Below are 15,965 nucleotides of genomic sequence, written 5' to 3' on the forward strand. Positions count from 1 at the left end.
AAGGCAGCACCCCCATGCCCACCGAAGCACGCGGTCTCGAAGAACTCCTCGCCCTCGCCGGCCGTGACCTCGGCCGTACCGACTGGCTGGAGATCACCCAGGAGCGCGTCGACACCTTCGCCGACGCGACCGGTGACCACCAGTGGATCCACACCGACCCGGAGCGGGCGAAGACGGGCCCCTTCGGCGGGCCCATCGCCCACGGCTATCTCACCCTCTCCCTGATCATCCCGCTCTTCGGCGACCTGCTGCGCATCACCGGCATCTCGATGAGCGTCAACTACGGCCTGGAGAAGGTCCGTTTCCCCGGCCCTGTGCCGGTCGGCGCGAAGATCCGGCTGCACGGCGTCGTCGACTCCGTGGCGGAGGTCAAGGGCGGCGGCGTCCAGATGCTGCTGACCTTCACCGTCGAGGCCGAGGGCAGCCCCAAGCCGGTGTGTGTGGCGCAGGCGGTCTACCGGCACTACGCCTGAGGCACGGCGTCGCCGCGCAGGCCCGCGACCAGGAGTGCGACCAGACGGCGGGCGTCGTAGCGCGTGTCGCTCTCCGCGCCGACGCAGAGGTTGCCGACGCCGCGCATGAGTTGGTAGGCCGTCAGGCCCGGCCGGATCTCGCCGGCCGCGGCCGCGGCGTCGAGCAGCTCGGCGCAGACCGGCAGGAGGCGGTCGAGGAAGTAGGAGTGCAGCGCCTCGAAGCCGGTGTTGTCGGACTGGAGGACGGCGGCGAGGCCGTGCTTGGTGACCAGGAAGTCCACGAAGAGGCCGATCCAGCGGCCGAGCGCGGCGTGCGGACTCCCGGCGGCCGCCAGCAGGCGCGGACCGGCCTCGGCGAGGCTCTCCACCTGGTGCCGGTAGACGGCGATGATGAGCTCCGCGCGGGTCGGGAAGTGCCGGTAGATCGTGCCGAGCCCGACCCCGGCCCGCGCCGCGATGTCACGGACCGGCGCGTCGACGCCCGAGGTGACGAACACCTGCGCCGCCGCGTCGAGCAACGTCTCCTTGTTGCGCAGGGCGTCCTTGCGCTGGGTGCCCGTGCGCCGGGCGTCCTTCGCGCGCGGGGGCGGGGTCCCGCGCTCCGCGTCCTCGTGGCTGCCGTCGTTCACCGCGTCGCTCCTCCGCTGCCGGCCTGTGCGCCTGCTCGCCTTGCTAAGCGGAACCGTGTTCCGTATCGTCATTACCGGAACACGGTTCCGTTTGCTCATGGTGTCAGAGCGGCGGCCGGCAGCCAAGTCGTGCCCTGCCGCCCGGCACCCTCCCTGTTGAGGAGAACGGTCATGCAGTACCGCACCCTGGGCCGCACCGGCGTACAGGTCAGCACCCTCGCACTCGGCGCGATGAACTTCGGCGCGATGGGGCGCACCACCCAGGACGAGGCCACCGCCCTCGTCGACACCGCCCTCGATGCCGGGATCAACGTCATCGACACCGCCGACGTGTACAGCGCCGGAGAGTCGGAGGAGATGGTCGGCAAGGCCCTCGCCGGCCGCCGTGACGACATCGTGCTGGCCACGAAGGCGGCCCTGCCGATGGGCGACGAGCGCAACCACCGGGGCGGCTCGCGCCGCTGGCTGGTCACCGCGCTGGACAACAGCCTGCGCCGGCTCGGTGTGGACCACGTCGACCTCTACCAGATCCACCGCTGGGACCCGGACACCAGCGACGAGGAGACGCTGTCGGCCCTGACCGACCTGCAACGCGCGGGAAAGATCCGCTACTTCGGCTCCTCGACCTTCCCGGCGTACCGCATCGTGCAGGCCCAGTGGGCCGCCCGCGACCATCACCTGAGCCGTTACGTCACCGAACAGCCCAGCTATTCCGTCCTCCAGCGCGGCATCGAGGCCCATGTGCTGCCGGCGGCCGAGGAGTACGGGCTCGGGGTGCTGGTCTGGAGTCCGCTGGCCTCGGGCTGGCTGTCGGGCGCCGTCCGCGCGGGCCGGGACGTCAGCACCCACCGCGCGACCTTCCTGCCCCGGCGCTTCGACACCACGATCCCCGCCAACCGGGCCAGGCTGGAGGCCGTCGAGAAGCTGGTGAAGGTCGCCGACGAGGCCGGTCTGACCCTGATCCAGCTCGCGCTCGGCTTCGTCACCGCGCATCCCGCCGTGACCAGCGCCCTCGTCGGCCCGCGCACCCTGGACCACCTGCACGCCCAACTCGCCGCAGCCGACACCGTGTTGCCGCCCGACGTGCTCGACGCCGTCGACGCGATCGTCGCCCCCGGTACCGATCTGGCCCCGGACGAGAAGTCCGACACCCCGCCGGCGCTGCTCGACCCGGCCCTGCGCCGGCGCCGCTGATCCGCAGACGACCGAAGAGGCATACTCATGACACCCACCCCCCGGCCCCGCTTCGGGATCATGACCGCGCCGATGCAGGTGACGTACGACGACGTCCTGCGGGTCTGGCGCGAGGCGGACGCCATCCCCGAGATCGAGCACGCCTGGCTGTTCGACCACCTCATGCCGATCGCCGGCGACCCGGACGGCCCGATCCTCGAAGGCTGGACCCTGCTCGCCGCCCTGGCCGCGCAGACGCGGCGGCTGCGGCTCGGCCTCCTGGTGACCAGCAACCGCTTCCGGCCGCCCGCGATGCTGGCCAAGATCGCCACGACGGTCGACGTCGTCTCCGGCGGACGGCTGGACTTCGGCATCGGCGTCGGCTCACGGCCTTACCCGCCCGAGGCCCGGCGCGAGTATCCGGCACACGGCCTGCCCTTCCAGGACACGGCGGACGCCGTCGAAAGCCTCGCCGAGGCCTGCGCGCTGATCCGCCGCCTGTGGACCGAGCCCGCACCCTTCGACTTCCACGGCACCCAGCACCGGCTCACCGGAGCCTTCGCCAACCCCAAGCCGGTCCAGCGCCCCCACCCGCCGATCCTCGTCGGCGGCCGCTCGGCCGCGACCCTCCGCGTGGTCGCCGAGCACGCCGACGCCTGGAACATCCCCGGCGGTGACATCGCCGACGCCGTCCGGCGCAGCGCCCTGCTGGACCGCGCGTGCGCCGAGATCGGCCGCGACCCGGCCACGATCACCCGCTCGATGCACCTGCCCGTCTCCTACGACCGCCCCGACACCACCCGCGACGCCGTCGCCGAGGCCCTCGACGCCGGCTTCCGGCACATCGTCCTCGGCCTGCCGGCGCCGTACCCGGTGGGTGTCGCCCGGTGGGTCACCGACGAGGTCATCGGCGCGGAGGCGGTCGCGTAGGGCAGGGCAGGCGGGCCGAAGTCAGGCGAGGCCGCGCAGCATCAGGTTCCAGTAGAGGAACGGCAGTCCGTACCGCTTGAGGTACCACATGTCCCGGCGCTCGCGGGTCGTGTCGACGAGGGGGAAGGTGGGACGGGGCCGCAGCGTGTAGTCGAACTCGGCGAGCAGCATGCTGTGCCGTGACGTGGTGATCGGGCAGGACGAGTATCCGTCGTACGACGCGGGCAGCGCGCCCGTGCCCGCCAGGCTCGCGGCGACGTTGCGCGCGACGACCGGCGCCTGCTTGCGGATCGCGGCCCCGGTCTTGGAGTTGGGCGAGGAGCCGGCGTCACCGAGGGCGAAGATCTCGGGGTGGCGCACATGGCGCAGGGTGTGCCTGTCGATCTCCACGTACCCGGCGGGATCGGCCGGATCGGCCAGCGGCGTCGCCTTGAGCCAGTCGGGCGCCGACTGCGGCGGCACCAGGTGCATCATGTCGAAGCGGATCGAGTCCCTGGCACCGGACGCGTGGTCGACGACGACGGCGGCGCGGCCGTCCGGATCCACCTCGGTCAGCTCGCTGTTCGTGCGCACCTCGATGCCGTAGCGGGCCGCGACCCGCTCCAGTTCCCTCGCGAACACGGGAACCCCGAACATGCCCGGCGTGGGCAGCACGAGCACCACCCGTATGTCCTTCAGGACTCCCTGCTCGCGCCAGTGGTCCGCGGCGAGGTAGGCGATCTTCTGTGGCGCTCCACCGCACTTGATCGGGCCCGCCGGCATGGTGAACACGGCGGTGCCCGAGCGCATCGAGCGGATCAACTCCCAGGTCTTGGGAGCAAGTTCGTACGTGTAGTTGCTGGAGGTGTGCGGTGTCGTGACGGCCTCGGCCATCCCGGGCACCCGGTCCCAGTCGAGCTGGATGCCGGGGCAGACGACGAGCCGGTCGTAGCCGAGGGTCCTGCCGTCGGAGGTACCGACCGTCCGCTGCCCGGGGTCGACGCTCTCCGCGCGGCCGCGGATCCAGGAGACGCCTCGCGGCAGCACGGACCGCTGCGGGCGGGCGCTGGTCCGGGCGCCGGCCCGGCCTCCGCCGACCAGCGTCCACAGCGGCTGGTAGTAGTGCGTCGCCGACGGCTCGACCAGCCCGATGCCGTCGACACCGCCGCGCCGCAGGCGGGCCGCGACGCTGATGCCGGCGCTCCCGCCGCCCACGATCAGGACCCTGTGGTGAGCGTCGATCGTCATGTGCGCCTTCCCTCGTGCGTCCGTCCGAGTTAATGTACGTACATTAGCTTTCCAAATGTACGTACACAAGAACGGTGATCGCGGGTGAAGGGCATGGGTGGTGAGCGGCATGGGTGAGGACCCCACTGCCTCGGCGAGCCGGGGCGGGACTCCGCTGTGGCGGCATGTGCGGGACGACCTGAGGGGCCGTCTGGCGCAGGGGGAGTTCGTCGACTCCTTCCCCGGCGAGAACGAACTGGCCGCGCGGTACGGGGTGAGCCGGCACACCATTCGCGCGGCGCTGCGCGAGCTGCGGGAGGAAGGCCTGGTCACCGCCGCGCGAGGGCGACGGCAGCGGCCGGTGGGCGAGGCCGGCATCGAGCAGCCCCTCGGCGCCCTCTACAGCCTGTTCGCCTCCGTCGAGGCGGCCGGGCTCGAACAGCGCAGCATCGTCCGGACCCTCGACGTCCGCGCCGACGCCCATGTGGCGGTGCGGCTGGGCATGGAGGAGTCCACACCCCTGCTGTATCTGGAGCGCATCCGCCTCGCCGACGGGGAACCGCTGGCCCACGACAAGGTGTGGCTGCTCGCCGCGGACGCCCGCGCCCTGCTCGACGCCGACTTCGGTCACACGGGGCTCTACGACGAACTCGCCGAGCGGTGCGGCATCCGGCTCGTCGGCGGCGAGGAGCGCATCCACGCGGTCGTCCCGACTCCCGCCGAGCGACGGCTGCTCGACCTTCCCGAGGGCGTGGCCGCGTTCTCCATCCAGCGGCTCGGCCGCACCCACGGCCGCACCGTCGAGTGGCGCACCACGCTGATCCGCGCCGACCGCTTCAGCGTCCTCGCGCAGTTCGACGCCCGGGCCGGCTACCGCCTCGACCCCGCGGGATCCCGGTTCACCCGCCCGGCCCGGAGCGGACGGCGGCTCGATGCGGTGCGGTGACGGAACGGTGCCGCGCGGCGAATCAGCCGTCGCCGCACACCAGTTGACGGTGGGTCCGCGTGGAGGGAATACCTGACATGTTCTTCGTCGACACGATCGAGGTGGCCGGGCTCGGCAACCGCAACTATCTGGCGGGCGGCCGGCGCACGGCCGTGGCCGTCGACCCGCCGCGCGACGCCGACCGGGTGCTGGAGGCCGCGGCCCGCAGGGGCGTGCGGATCTCCCATGTGGTCGAGACCCACCTCCACAACGACTACGTCACCGGCGGCCTGGCACTCGCCCGGCTCACCGGCGCCGCCTATCTCGTGCCCGCCGGGGCCGGTGTGTCCTTCGCGCGCATACCCGTGCACGACGGCGACCGCACGGTCCTCGACACGGACCTCGCCCTCCGGGCCCTCGCGACCCCCGGACACACCCCGCACCACACCGCCTACGTCCTGGAGGAACGCGGCACGGCGGTCGCGGTGTTCACGGGAGGCTCGCTGCTGATCGGCACCGTCGGCCGCCCGGACCTGGTCGAGCCCCGCCTCACCGGACACCTGGCCCGCGCCCAGCACGCCTCCGCCCACCGCCTCGCCGCCGAACTGCCCGACACCACCGCCGTGTTGCCGACGCACGGATTCGGCAGCTTCTGCTCCGCCGGACGGGCCGGCGGGAGCGAGACGACCATCGGCAAGGAGAAGGCGTCCAACGAGGCACTCACCGAGGACGCCGACACCTTCGTCCCCCGCATGCTCGCGGGACTCGACGACGTCCCCGCGTACTACGCGCACATGGGCCCCGCCAACTCCGCCGGACCGGCACCCGTCGACCTCACCCCGCCCGCCGTCGCCGACGCCGGGGAGATCGCGGCACGGCTGGCCGCCGGGGAGTGGGTGGTCGACCTGCGCAACCGCGTCGCGTTCGCCGAAGGGCATGTCGCCGGCACCTACAACTTCGAGGCCGAGGGTCAACTCGCCACCTATCTGGCCTGGTTGATCCCCTGGGGCAGGCCGGTCACACTCCTGGCGGAGTCGCCCGAGCAACTGGCCTGCGCCCAGCGTGAGTTGGTGCGCGTCGGCATCGACCGACCGGCCGCCGCCGCCACCGGAGACCCGTCGGCCTGGACGACCGACGGCGAGGCCCTGGCCGCCTTCCCCCGCGCCCGCTTCGCGGACCTCGCCGCACGGCACCCGGCCGAGGGCACGGTCGTACTGGACGTCCGCCGTGACCGGGAGCGGGCCGCCGGATTCATCGAGGGCTCGGTCCACATCCCGCTGCACACCCTGCACCGCCGCCTCGGCGAGGTGCCGGCCGGCGAGGTCTGGGTGCACTGCGCGGGCGGCATGCGCGCCGCCATCGCCGCCTCGCTGCTCGACGCGGCAGGCCGTGCCGTCGTCGCGGTCGACGACGCCTTCGACACGGCAGGGGCGACCGGGCTCCCCCTCCGCACCGCCTGAGCCCGCCCGACATCCCGATCCGCACGAGAGGCGAGGAGCGCCCCCCATGGAGTCACCTACTTCCGCTACAGGCCGGATCACCGTGCAGGAAGCGGCCGAACGCACCGGACACGCCGTGCGGGACACGGCGTGCGACGACGCCGACACGCCCGTCCTGCTGGACGTCCGGGAACCGGACGAATGGCACGCGGGCCATGTCCCGGGAGCCGTCCACCTGTCCCTCACCGCGCTCTACGAGGGCAGGCCGCTGCCGTACGAGGTCCGGGGGCGGTGCCTGATCGTCATCTGCCGCTCGGGCAACCGCTCGCGGCAGGCCGCCGAACTGCTGGGCACCCACGGCGTCGAGGCCGTCGACGTCATCGGCGGCATGCGGGACTGGGCGGAGGCCGGGCTTCCGGTGGTGGACGCGCGGGGCCTGCGCGGCACGGTCGCGTGAGTGCCCTGATCCTCGCCCTCGTGGCCGGCGCCGTGATCGGGCTGGCGCTGGGCGCGCTCGGCGGCGGTGGCAGCGTCCTGGCCGTACCCGCCCTGATCTACCTGCTCGGCTTCACCCCGGTGGCGGCCACCACCGCCGGACTCGTGATCGTGGCCCTCACCTCGGGCACCGCACTGACCGCGCACGCCCGGGACGGTCATGTCCGCTGGGGTACGGGGCTGCTCTTCGCGGCGGCGGGCGTCGGCCCGGCGATGCTGGGCTCCGTGCTCGCCGGGCACCTCCCCGCGGGTGTGCTGTCGGCCGGCTTCGCGCTGGTCGCGGCCGTCGCGGCGGTCCGCATGCTGCGACCCGCGGCGCAGGACGGCGCCGGACGGGAGATCAGGGCCGGGCGCGCGGCGGCGGCCGGCGCCGGACTCGGCACGGTGACCGGCGTCCTCGGGGTCGGCGGAGGTTTCCTCGCCGTGCCGGCCCTCGTGGGCGTGCTCGGCCTGCGCATGCGCGAGGCGGTGGGCACCAGCCTGTTGGTCATCACCGTCAACTCCCTGGCGGCGCTGGGCCTGCGTGGCGGCACCGTGGACCGCCTCGACTGGGCGGTCGTCGGCCCCTTCGCGGGCGCCGCGATCCTCGGGGCGTGGGACGGCAGACGCCTGGGAGCGAAGGTGAAGGGCGGGACTCTGCGGCGGATCTTCGCCGTGGTGCTGCTGGCGGTGGCCGCCTTCATGTTCGCCGACGCGGTGATCTGACGCGACGGCGCAAAACCTGCGGGCCCGGCCGGCCGGGCGAGGGGTGTCGCTCCTCGCCCGGCCGCACGGGCGTGCCGGTCGGTGGACGGACCCGCTAGTCGGCGGCGGGCAGCGCGAGTCGCTGTCCCGGACGGATCAGGTCCGGGTCCGGGCCGATGACGTTCCGGTTGGTGTCGTACAGCCGGTGCCAGCCGCCGGGGACGGCCGCCTGCTGCGCGACTGCGGACAGGGTGTCGCCCTCGTGCACGGTGTAGGAGGCACCGGAGCGGTGGCCGGTCGCGGTGTGCGGGCGGGACTCGGGGGCGGTGCGCGGGTGAGCGGCGGTGCGCAGGGGAGTGGCGGGGCGTGCGACCGGCGCACTCCGCCCGCTGCTCCGCGTGAGGTTCGCCCGTACCGAGCAGACCGGCCAGGCCCCCGGCCCCTGCTGGGCGAGGACCGCTTCCGCCACGTTGATCTGCTCCGCCCGGCTCGCCAGATCGGCCCGCGGCGCGTACGCGGTCCCGCCGTATGCCGCCCAGGTCGACCGGGTGAACTGCAACCCGCCGTAGAACCCGTTGCCGGTGTTGATGCTCCAGTCGCCGCCGCTCTCGCAGCCGGCGACCCGGTCCCACGCGGTGCCGGAGGCCGCGTGGCCGGCGGCCGGTGCGAGGAGCGGCAGGACGATGCCGAAGCTGCCGAGGGCGAGGGCGGTGCGGAGTGACGGCAGGAGCCGTGGGGGCACGGTGCGGCGTTGGGGCCGTCGTGCGGTCATAGGCCTTCCTCTCCACTGCGGTTCCCGCCCGCCGGTCGGTCCGACGGGCTGTAGGCAGTACGGCAGTGCCGCCCGGGCGCTCACAAGGCGCGCAGAGCTCACGCGATCCAGTGCGCCGCCGCGTGCCACCGCCCGATTTCCTGACGACCCATCAGCTGGGCTGGCAAGTGCGCACACAAGGAGGCACGGGAGCACGGAAGTCGGACCGGCCGTCGTGGCGCGGCGTCGCCCCGACGCGGGACGGGCCGTCGGGCGGCGCACGCCTACGACGGGTGGGGGAGCGCTCGGCCCGGACACGACGGCCGGGATGCAGCAGACGCGGTACCGGGCACTGCGGCGAACCGTCCAGGAGGCGCACACGGCCTCCGGCCGCGCGATGAGCCGCAGTTTGGACATCGCGCGCAGCGCGGCCGTCCGCACCGCCGCGACGGCGGCGTCACCGCTGCGGGCACACCGGCGTCCCGCGGGCACTCCGCGAACAGCGGGCTCTCCCGCACCCGGCGCGGCGTCCGCTCATCCCTCCAGAGCGATGCGGTCCCTCTGGCGCGGAGCCCGGACGGGCGCGGGGCCGCGCCGTGCGCACGCGAGTGCGGCGGCGACGGCGAGCGCGGTCACCAGGGTCAGCGTCCACCGCGGGCCGGCCACCCGGACGGCGGCCGCGCCCAGCGCGGCGCCGCCGACCAGGGTGAGAATGCTGAGGGCCTGCCGCCGGGTCGTCGACGAGGCGCGTTCTTCCGGGCGGTTGGCGATCAGGGCGGTCAGGGTGCTGGTCATGACCGTGGTGGTGACTCCCGGCACGCCGATCCGCCTGACGACGGCGTTCTGCATCCCCAGCGCCACGGCGCACACGAGGACCGGGACGAGCGCGGGCTCGGGACCGGCTCCGCAGGACCGGGCGAGCGTTGCCACGGTGAGCAGAGCGGCCTCCAGCGCCGCGCACCCGCCCAGCAGCGTCCGGTGGCCGGCGCGGCGCGGCGCCCCGTGCCGGACCAGCAGGACTCCGAGGAGGAATCCGCCGAGCGCCGCCGGGGCGCCCACGGGCGAGGAGCCGGGCGAGCCGGCGAGACCCAGGCCCACGAGGACCAGGTTGCCGGTCATGTTGGCCACGAACACATGGCCCGGACCGAGCAGGCCGACGGCGTCGATCACCCCGCTGAGCAGGGTCAGCAGGACGAGCGGAGCGAGCAACCGGCCGGTCGTCCCGGCGGTGCCGGGACCGAGGTGCCCGGCCGCTGCGTCGCTCATGTCGTCACCCGTTCCCGTCGGCCGGCCGTCGCGTCCTCTCCCAGGATGGCGACGACGGTTCCATGCGTCCAATGCCTTGATATGAGCGGAACCATGCATCAGTAGCATGGGTCGCATGGACGTGCAGGTACTGCGGTGTTTCGTCGCGGTGGCCGACGGTGCGACGGTGACGCAGGCCGCGGCGGAGGCGCACCTGACACAGCCGGCCCTCTCACGGGCACTGAGACGTCTGGAACACGAGGTCGGGGCCGAGCTGTTCCAGCAAGTGGGCCGCGTCCTGCGGCTGACCCCGGCCGGCCGGGCCTTCCGGCAGCACGCGGACGCCGCGCTGGAGCAACTGGACCGGGGGCTGCGCACGGTCCACGAGACCGTGTCCCCGGAATCGGGCCTGATCCCGCTGGCGTTCCTGCACTCCCTGGGCACCTGGCTGCTGCCGCCGCTGATCACCGGCTTCCGGGAACGCTTCCCCCGCGCGCGCTTCGAACTGCGCCAGGCCGGCGAGGGCGTGCTCGTCCAGATCCTGCTGGACGGAACCGCCGACCTGCTCCTCACCGCCGGTGACCCCGGCCATCCGCTGATCACCTGGCGGCGTGTGCTGGTCGAACCGCTGTGGCTGGCCGTACCCCCGGGACACCGGTTGGCGAGGCGCCGGCGGGCCCGGCTGGCCGAGGTCGCCGACGAGCCGTTCATCATGCTGCGGCACGAGCAGGGCCTGCGTGCCGTCACCGAAACACTGTGCCGCACAGCGGGGTTCACCCCGCACGTGGGCTTCGAGGGCGACGAGGTGGCGACCCTGCGGGGACTGGTCGGCGCCGGGCTCGGCGTCGCTCTCGTGCCGCGTCCGCACGCCGCCGCTCCCGCGGACGCGCCCTCGTATCTGCGGGTCACCGATGTGCACAGCGCCAGGGACATCGGCATCGCCCGGCTGACCTCGCGCACGCTTCCGCCGAGTTGCGCGCGGTTCCTCGACCATGTGCGCGAGCACGCCGCGTCGGTGGCCGAGCGGCAGCACGCCCACGGCCCGGCACCGAAAAATGCCCGCACAGGTCCATGACAACCTGACTACTGTGCTCACGTGACGGAATTCGGCGTGCTCGGCGACACCACGCAATGGCGACAGGACTTCGAACGACGGCGACGCGCCTCCTACACGGCGGTCGGGCTCGACGCGGCCGCGGGGGAGCGGATGCTCGACGGCGTATGTGCCGACATCGGCGACTGGACCGTCGCCGAGATCACGGACGCCGGGATCCGGGTGGGACACGTCGCCGTGCTCGTGGCCGACAGCAGGGGCGAGCTCGCGGGCCGCATCTGCGACCTCCGCGTGGACCCGCACCATGCCGGCCGGGGGTACGAGCAGGCGGCCCGGGACTGGGCCGAAGGGTGGTGCGCACAGCGCGGTGCGCGCCGGCTGGACGTCCCGCTCGCCGAACCCGCGGGCGACCTGTTCGACGGTTACGGCGTGCGCGGCCAGCTCAGGGTGCGCCGCATCGACACCCCGCCGGAACTCCTCGACGGCGTCGGCGCGCGACCGATGACGCAGGACGAGTATCCCGGCTGGCTCGCCGCCGAGAAGGCCTCCTACGCCGGTGACATCGTCCGCTCGGGGACCCTGGGCGCGGAAGAGGCCGAGCGGAAGTCCGACCGCGACTTCGCCAAGCTGATTCCCGAGGGACTGGCGACGCCCGACAACACGTTCCTGGTGCTCGAAGCGGAAGGCGAGACGATCGGCACCGGCTGGCTGAGGCACGGTCATCTGCCGGGAGTCACCTACGGATACTCGCTGCACGTCCGGGAGGAGCATCGCGGCAAGGGATACGGCCGGGCCGCGATGGCGGTCGGCGAGCGGGCGACGCTCGCGGGCGGCGACGCGGCGCTGATGTTCACCGTGTGGGGCGGCAACGAGGTGGCGATGAACCTGTACACCAGCGCCGGCTACCACGTCATCGAGGAGATCCGCTCCATCGACTTTCCGGAGTGACACCGCCGCCCGCGTGCGAGTGCGGGCTCAGTACCCGACCCGGAAGGTCGCGTCCTGCTGCTCCGTGGCCGTGGAGATCGGGTCGATGCGCAGGACGTAGTCGAAGTGGCGGATGTGGCGGGTCGGGTTGTTGTACGACCGGAACGAGGCCCAGCTCGCGTCCGCCAGGCCCGGTGTGCGGTAGAAGGTCGCGTCCCCGGCGAACGTGGACGTGCCGTCGCCGACGTCGAGTCGGAGCTGGTAGTCGTAGTGGCGCAGGTAGCGCGTCGGGTAGTTGACCGACTGGAAGGAGACGCCTGCCGGGTCCGCGAGACCGGGGACCAGCCTCCACTCCGAGTCGAGATACGGGTCGATGGGGTAGGCGTCGATGCGGCCCACGAAGTCGGAGTGACGGACGTAACGGTCCGGGTGGTTGTACGACTTGAGGCGGTTCCACTGCGGAGTGCCCCAGTACGCCAGGAGCTTGGCGTACTCGGCCGAGGTGATCGCGCGGATGCCGCAGTGCTTGGAGTTGACCGGCTGCGTGTAGGTCTTCTGGTCGCATGCGGTCCACGTGCCCGTTGACAGGTCACCGGACTGCCAGACGTAGAAGACGCCGTTGGGGGTGTAGGTGTCCCCGTAGAGGTACCAGGTGCTGGAAGTGGGGGACTTGACCAGTTCCGGTGCCTCGGTGCCGCCGTGCGCGACGGCCGTGCCGAACTCCGTGAAGCTCCCCGGGGCGAGGGACGTGGAGCGGGCGCCCACCAGCGTCTGGTTCTTCTTGAAGTAGAGGTAGTTGACGCCGCCCACGCCGACCGCCATGTCGCCGTCGATGACGTCGTAGCCCGGGTCGAAGAAGACCTGGGGTGCGGAGGCGGTCAGGAAGTCGGTGGTGTAGTTCACCATGATGACGTTGTGGCCGCTGGCGTCGACGGCCGAGTAGATCACCGCGTACTGGCCCCGGCTCGCGTCCCAGAACGCCTCCGGCGCCCAGGCGTGGGTGTTCATGTCGTGCAGCTTCAGCCGGTGGTAGCCGGTGAAGGTGCACAGGTCGGTCGAGTACCAGACGTGGATGTACTGGCTGACGTAATTCCAGTCGGTGCCCTTCAGGTCGGTGGCGAGGACGACGAACGTGCCGTCCTGCCTGCGCAGGACGAACGGGTCGCGCAGGCCGAGGTCGCCCTCGGTGGGCGTGACGACGGGGTTGTTCTGGTTCAGCGGTGTCCATTCCAGCGCGTCCTGGCTGACGGCCAGGTGGAGGCCGTAGTCCGTGCCGTCGCCGAGGCTGGTCGACTCGGTGAAGTAGCACATCACGTACGCCGGGTCGGCCGCCTGCGCGGCTGTGGCGCCGAGGCTCAGCGCACCGGTCACGGCCAGGGGCGTGGCGGCCGTGAGGCCGAGGAACTGACGGCGGGAGGTGGCCATGCGTGCTCCAGGAGGGGTGCGGGCCCTTGAGGACGAACAACAGTCATGATCGGTATATCGAACGTGGTTCGGTCGGTCGCTCAGAACGTAAGGCGTGGCCATGTTCGCGTCAATAACTCAGGCGAGTTTCCTCAGGTCGTCGACGGCGTTCTCGATCTCCGGCAGTGCCAGCATGGCCAGCCGGGCCTCGCGGGTCCGGGCGCGGATGTGCGCGTCGGCCAGCGTCTCGCGTACGGCCGCGGCGATGCCGTCCGGCGTGCTGTCGTCGACCGCGCGGCCGAGCCCGAGCTCCTGCACCCGGCGCGCGTTGGCCAACTGGTCGCCGAACTGCGGCAGTACCGCCATGGGGGTGGCCGTGCGCAGCGACTCGCGGACGCTGTTGAAGCCGCCGTGGGTGAGGAACGCGTCGACGCACTCCAGCAGCAGGGGCTGCGGCACCCGGTCGGTGACGCGCACATGCGCGGGCAGCCCCTCGGTGTCCGCCGGGAGGCCCGAGGCGGCGACGACGACGGTGCACTCCTCCAGCCGCTCGGCCGCCCTGATCATCGACCGCAGCGTCACCACCGGGTCGGGCAGCGGGACCGGCGGCTGCTCCTGAGCGGGGGCGGCGGCCGTCTGCTGCCGGATCATCGGGAGCGCGGTGCCGAGCGCGGCGAACACCAGGGGGCGGTCGGTGGGCAGTTCCGCGATCCACCGCGGCAGGACCGAGTGGCGGTCCACGGCAACGGTCTGCCGGTACGCCCGCGACGGGGGCAGGTGCCGGGCGAACGAGAAGGCCGCCGGTACGTAGTCGATGCGCCCGTGGGGGACGATCGACAGCGGGTCCTCCTGGGCGGGCAGCCACTGTTCCCGCCGTACGGCGTTGAGGCGGGGCAGCACCTGGGCGGGATCGACGGCGTTCCCGGCGCCCGACGGGGTGGGCAACTGCGGGATGCCGAGATGTTCCGCGATCAGGCAGGAGCCGAGGTCCATGCCGTCACGCAGGATCAGCTCGGGGCGGAACTCCCGTGCCACCGGCAGGATCCGCTCCAGGAGACTCCTGGCCATCGGCCCGGACATCGCCAGGAGCAGGGCCCGCTCCAGCAGATCCTGCCGCGCCTCTCCTTCCGGACCGGTCCGGGACGCCGACGCGAGCACGTCCGCCGTGATGAAGGACCCCACGGAGAACTCGCCGACACAGGTGCTCACCCGGACGTCGTCCTGTGCGAACAGCGGGACGAGGGACGGAGCGGTGGCCACGAGCACGTCGTGGCCGGCCGCCGCGAGCGCCCGGGCCAGGGGCAACTGGGCGCGGCCGTGGGAGGGACTACCGAGCGTGGTGAACAGGACCCGCACGACAAACCTTTCTGTGCTGGCACAGAAGGTAAGCCGACGAAAGCCGGGCAGCGGGGATGTGACGCACACTCAGCGCGCCGCCGGGCGGCCCGCTCAGACGCGGACGCCGAACATGAACGGTCCGCCGATGGTGTCCATCGACTCGTACCGGACGACCGTGCCGGTCCGGGGGGCGTGCAGGATCTGGCCGTTGCCCGCGTACAGGCCCACGTGGTGCAGGTCGTTGAAGAAGAAGACCAGATCGCCGACCTGGAGCTGGCCACGGGTGAGGCGGGTGCCGGCGCCGGTCTGGGCCTCGGAGGTGCGCGGCAGGGAGACGCCGGCCTGCGCGTAGGCCCACGAGGTCAGGCCGGAGCAATCGTAGGAGGCGGTGCCGGTGGCGCCGTAGACGTACGGCTTGCCGAGCTGGCTCTGGGCGGCGGCGAAGGCGGCGGAGGCGCGGCCGGAGGCGGAGCCGGCGTCGCCGAGGTCCACGCGCTGGGTGGCGGAGCGGTCGGCCCGCGCCTGCTCGGTGGCGAGCGCGGCCTTCTCCTTGGCGGTCAGCGTGTTGAGCAGCTTCTGTGCCGCCGTGAGCTTGCTCTGGACCTCCTTCTTCTTGGCGCCCAGCTCGGTGCGGGTGGCGGCGAGGTCCCTGAGCTTCTCGGTGGCCTCGGCGCGCTCCTGGGTGAGTTCGCGCTGTCTGTCCTGGATCTTCTTCAGGGCCTCGACCTGCTGGCCGCTCAACTGGTCGAGCGTGGAGGCCTTGTCGAGGAAGTCGTCCGGGTCGGAGGACAGGAAGAGCTGGACCGAGGGGTCGATGCCGCCGGAGCGGTACTGGGCCGTGGCCAGCGAACCCAGGCCGTCGCGCAGCTTGTTGAGATCCTGCTGGCCTCGCGCGACACCGTCCTGGAGGGTGGAGATCTCCTTCTGCAGCTTCTGCTGCTTCTCCTTGGCCCCGTTGTACTTCTCGGTGGCCTGTTCCGCCTGCTCGTAGAGCTTGTCGACCTTCGCCTTGACCTCGTCCTTGCCGAGCTTCTCGCGCGGCGCGGCATCGGCGGCGTTCGCACTGAGCGCGACGGCAGCGGCGGCCGCGGTGGTCAGCACGGTCACACGGGTGCGGCTCGGCTGCTTGGGTCGACGATGGGACGCCACAGGGGTGAGCTCCTTCGGCCTTGAGTGATCACCTGAGCGAGGACTGGAGCATGACCTTAATGACTTTCCCATGGAGAGATCAAATGTTTGCATGAAGGATCTTGCCTGATGGGCACGTCGCCACGCCGCGCGGTTCACGAGTT

At 72.4% G+C, this 15,965-nt stretch carries 16 protein-coding genes; 9 read left to right on the top strand and 7 right to left on the bottom strand.

Annotated elements, in window-relative coordinates; genetic code table 11:
* Positions 1 to 14 precede the first annotated feature (14 nt).
* Entirely contained in the window at positions 15 to 473 is a 459-nt protein-coding gene (locus AC4OXY_RS43195) for a MaoC family dehydratase (protein ID WP_356036036.1), read from the top strand.
* Here AC4OXY_RS43195 and AC4OXY_RS43200 read toward each other — a convergent pair.
* Positions 464 to 1,102 carry a TetR/AcrR family transcriptional regulator gene (locus tag AC4OXY_RS43200; RefSeq protein ID WP_491992443.1) on the bottom strand — a complete coding sequence of 213 codons (639 nt, stop codon included), beginning with the start codon at positions 1,100 to 1,102 and terminating at the stop codon, positions 464 to 466. The genes AC4OXY_RS43195 and AC4OXY_RS43200 overlap by 10 nt on opposite strands.
* 171 nt (positions 1,103 to 1,273) lie before the next feature.
* Here AC4OXY_RS43200 and AC4OXY_RS43205 point away from each other — a divergent pair, with 171 nt between their 5' ends.
* Together AC4OXY_RS43205 and AC4OXY_RS43210 are read left to right on the top strand one after the other, a co-directional pair.
* Positions 1,274 to 2,296: an aldo/keto reductase gene (locus AC4OXY_RS43205; protein WP_491992444.1), complete on the top strand. Its 1,023-nt coding sequence runs from the start codon at positions 1,274 to 1,276 to the stop codon at positions 2,294 to 2,296.
* A 27-nt stretch (positions 2,297 to 2,323) separates the two neighbouring features.
* Positions 2,324 to 3,205, top strand: coding sequence for an LLM class flavin-dependent oxidoreductase (locus AC4OXY_RS43210; protein WP_356036030.1), 882 nt, complete (start codon positions 2,324 to 2,326; stop codon positions 3,203 to 3,205).
* Between the two features lie 21 nt (positions 3,206 to 3,226).
* Here the strand turns inward: AC4OXY_RS43210 and AC4OXY_RS43215 are convergent, their stop codons facing one another.
* Entirely contained in the window at positions 3,227 to 4,432 is a 1,206-nt protein-coding gene (locus AC4OXY_RS43215) for an NAD(P)/FAD-dependent oxidoreductase (protein WP_491992445.1), read from the bottom strand.
* 109 nt (positions 4,433 to 4,541) lie between these two features.
* On the opposite strand from AC4OXY_RS43215, the gene AC4OXY_RS43220 reads away from it, so the two are divergent.
* From AC4OXY_RS43220 to AC4OXY_RS43235, 4 genes are all read left to right on the top strand, one after another.
* A complete protein-coding gene (locus tag AC4OXY_RS43220; RefSeq protein WP_491992446.1) occupies positions 4,542 to 5,357 on the top strand; it encodes a GntR family transcriptional regulator in 816 nt (271 codons plus the stop codon).
* A 77-nt stretch (positions 5,358 to 5,434) separates the two neighbouring features.
* Positions 5,435 to 6,796 (top strand): rhodanese-like domain-containing protein, encoded by a 1,362-nt coding sequence (locus AC4OXY_RS43225; protein ID WP_491992447.1) that lies wholly within the window; start codon positions 5,435 to 5,437, stop codon positions 6,794 to 6,796.
* Between the two features lie 46 nt (positions 6,797 to 6,842).
* Positions 6,843 to 7,232 (top strand): rhodanese-like domain-containing protein, encoded by a 390-nt coding sequence (locus AC4OXY_RS43230; protein WP_376292059.1) that lies wholly within the window; start codon positions 6,843 to 6,845, stop codon positions 7,230 to 7,232.
* Positions 7,229 to 7,975, top strand: coding sequence for a sulfite exporter TauE/SafE family protein (locus tag AC4OXY_RS43235; RefSeq protein WP_376292056.1), 747 nt, complete (start codon positions 7,229 to 7,231; stop codon positions 7,973 to 7,975). The genes AC4OXY_RS43230 and AC4OXY_RS43235 overlap by 4 nt, the downstream gene beginning before the upstream one ends.
* 94 nt (positions 7,976 to 8,069) lie before the next feature.
* Here AC4OXY_RS43235 and AC4OXY_RS43240 read toward each other — a convergent pair whose 3' ends face one another.
* Both AC4OXY_RS43240 and AC4OXY_RS43245 read right to left on the bottom strand, forming a co-directional pair.
* Positions 8,070 to 8,726 carry a transglycosylase family protein gene (locus AC4OXY_RS43240; protein ID WP_491992448.1) on the bottom strand — a complete coding sequence of 219 codons (657 nt, stop codon included), beginning with the start codon at positions 8,724 to 8,726 and terminating at the stop codon, positions 8,070 to 8,072.
* Positions 8,727 to 9,239: 513 nt separating this feature from the next.
* Positions 9,240 to 9,971, bottom strand: a complete 732-nt coding sequence (locus tag AC4OXY_RS43245; protein WP_491992449.1) for a DUF1275 family protein — start codon at positions 9,969 to 9,971, stop codon at positions 9,240 to 9,242.
* 115 nt (positions 9,972 to 10,086) lie between these two features.
* On the opposite strand from AC4OXY_RS43245, the gene AC4OXY_RS43250 reads away from it, so the two are divergent.
* Positions 10,087 to 11,025 carry a LysR family transcriptional regulator gene (locus AC4OXY_RS43250; protein WP_491992450.1) on the top strand — a complete coding sequence of 313 codons (939 nt, stop codon included), beginning with the start codon at positions 10,087 to 10,089 and terminating at the stop codon, positions 11,023 to 11,025.
* Positions 11,026 to 11,046: 21 nt separating this feature from the next.
* The gene (locus tag AC4OXY_RS43255) at positions 11,047 to 11,952 is read left to right on the top strand and encodes a GNAT family N-acetyltransferase (protein ID WP_356036005.1); all 906 of its coding nucleotides are present in this window, start codon (positions 11,047 to 11,049) and stop codon (positions 11,950 to 11,952) included.
* Positions 11,953 to 11,979: 27 nt separating this feature from the next.
* On the opposite strand, the gene AC4OXY_RS43260 is transcribed toward AC4OXY_RS43255, so the two are convergent.
* The 3 genes from AC4OXY_RS43260 to AC4OXY_RS43270 all read right to left on the bottom strand — a co-directional run bounded on the left by AC4OXY_RS43260 (position 11,980) and on the right by AC4OXY_RS43270 (position 15,822).
* The gene (locus AC4OXY_RS43260) at positions 11,980 to 13,356 is read right to left on the bottom strand and encodes a glycoside hydrolase family 43 protein (RefSeq protein WP_491992451.1); all 1,377 of its coding nucleotides are present in this window, start codon (positions 13,354 to 13,356) and stop codon (positions 11,980 to 11,982) included.
* A 117-nt stretch (positions 13,357 to 13,473) separates the two neighbouring features.
* The gene (locus AC4OXY_RS43265; protein WP_491992452.1) at positions 13,474 to 14,691 is read right to left on the bottom strand and encodes a glycosyltransferase; all 1,218 of its coding nucleotides are present in this window, start codon (positions 14,689 to 14,691) and stop codon (positions 13,474 to 13,476) included.
* A 93-nt stretch (positions 14,692 to 14,784) separates the two neighbouring features.
* Positions 14,785 to 15,822 carry a C40 family peptidase gene (locus AC4OXY_RS43270; protein ID WP_491992453.1) on the bottom strand — a complete coding sequence of 346 codons (1,038 nt, stop codon included), beginning with the start codon at positions 15,820 to 15,822 and terminating at the stop codon, positions 14,785 to 14,787.
* Between the last annotated feature and the right edge of the window lie 143 nt (positions 15,823 to 15,965).

The organism is Streptomyces sp. HUAS MG56, from assembly GCF_058673395.1.